The sequence below is a fragment of the Mesorhizobium sp. M7A.F.Ca.CA.004.04.2.1 genome (assembly GCF_004022825.1).
GTDB lineage: Bacteria > Pseudomonadota > Alphaproteobacteria > Rhizobiales > Rhizobiaceae > Mesorhizobium.
Window position 1 is genome coordinate 1 of record NZ_RZPH01001394.1, and the last position, 1,174, is coordinate 1,174.

Below are 1,174 nucleotides of genomic sequence, written 5' to 3' on the forward strand. Positions count from 1 at the left end.
CTGACATTGGCGAGATAGAAATGAGCACGCGCAAGGACCGCCTCAAGAAGCTGGTCAAGGTTCAGGAACAGCTGAAGGCGCTGCACGAAACCCGCCACGCCACCTTCCTTGCGGCGGCCAGTGCCGCCGAGGCCGAGGCCAAGGAACTGGTCGGCCATTTCGACCAGGCCGATTCGCTCTCCGCCCTGTTTCCCGATCTCTACCATCGCCGCATTGCCCAGGCGGTGGTGCGCCAGGAAGCGAACCTGGCGAGCGCCAGGCAGGAAGCCAGCCTCATCGCCGCGGCGACCGCCCGCACCAACATGGTCGAGCGCGCCTACAAGGACGTACGCAACCGCGACGAACGCGAACGCTCCGACCGCGAGCGGCTGGACCTGATCACGCAGAAGCGGACGCAGGAGTAGTTGGGAGCATTGTGTGGCGCGAAGCGGACCCTCCAAGGTTCGGCTTTCCCGTAAACGCTTTACAGCCCGGTTTGGTAGCGCTACCGTTTCAGCCTAGCGTGAGCCTGGGAGGAGCCAGGGCTGTCGCTAGCGGAAGCGTTGTTCCTTCGACGACGTCGCGGGAATTTGTTGGGAGGATCGATGGCGTCTGTCGCAATTGGCGAAGTCTATAAATCATTCGGCGCTGTCGAGATCCTGCACGGGGTCAGCGTGAACATCGAGGACGGCGAGTTCGTCACTCTGGTCGGACCGTCGGGCTGCGGAAAATCAACCCTCCTCAGAATGATCGCCGGCCTAGAAAAGATTTCACGCGGCCAGATCGCGATTGGCGAACGTGTCGTCAACAACGTTGCGCCCAAGGAGCGCGACGTCGCCATGGTCTTCCAGAACTATGCGCTCTACCCACACATGACCGTCGCCGAGAACATGGCGTTCTCGCTGATGCTCAAAGGAGTTTCCAAGCCGGAGAGCGATGCAGGCGTGCGCCGCGCGGCCGAAATCCTTGGGCTGGTGCCGTTGCTGGCGCGCTATCCTCGGCAGCTTTCCGGCGGCCAGCGCCAGCGCGTCGCAATGGGCCGCGCGATCGTGCGTGATCCGGCGGTCTTTCTCTTCGACGAACCGCTGTCCAATCTCGACGCCAAACTCAGGGTGCAGATGCGCGCCGAGATCAAGGAACTGCACCAGCGCCTCAAGACCACGACAGTCTACGTCACTCACGATCAAATCGAAGC

The 1,174-nt window shown here is 62.2% G+C and carries 2 protein-coding genes; both read left to right on the forward strand.

Annotation, left to right across the window (positions count from 1 at the left end):
• Nucleotides 1–20: 20 nt before the first annotated feature.
• Nucleotides 21–404: a hypothetical protein gene (locus EN893_RS34855; RefSeq protein ID WP_127271285.1), complete on the forward strand. Its 384-nt coding sequence runs from the start codon at nucleotides 21–23 to the stop codon at nucleotides 402–404.
• Nucleotides 405–584: 180 nt separating this feature from the next.
• The coding region (locus EN893_RS34860; RefSeq protein WP_128362206.1) for an ATP-binding cassette domain-containing protein at nucleotides 585–1,174 on the forward strand (590 nt) is incomplete at its 3' end.

Bases quoted from the DNA above. Each gene is read 5' to 3' on its own strand.
- EN893_RS34855 (WP_127271285.1), top strand. From the start codon at position 21: ATGAGCACGCGCAAGGACCGCCTCAAGAAGCTGGTCAAGGTTCAGGAA.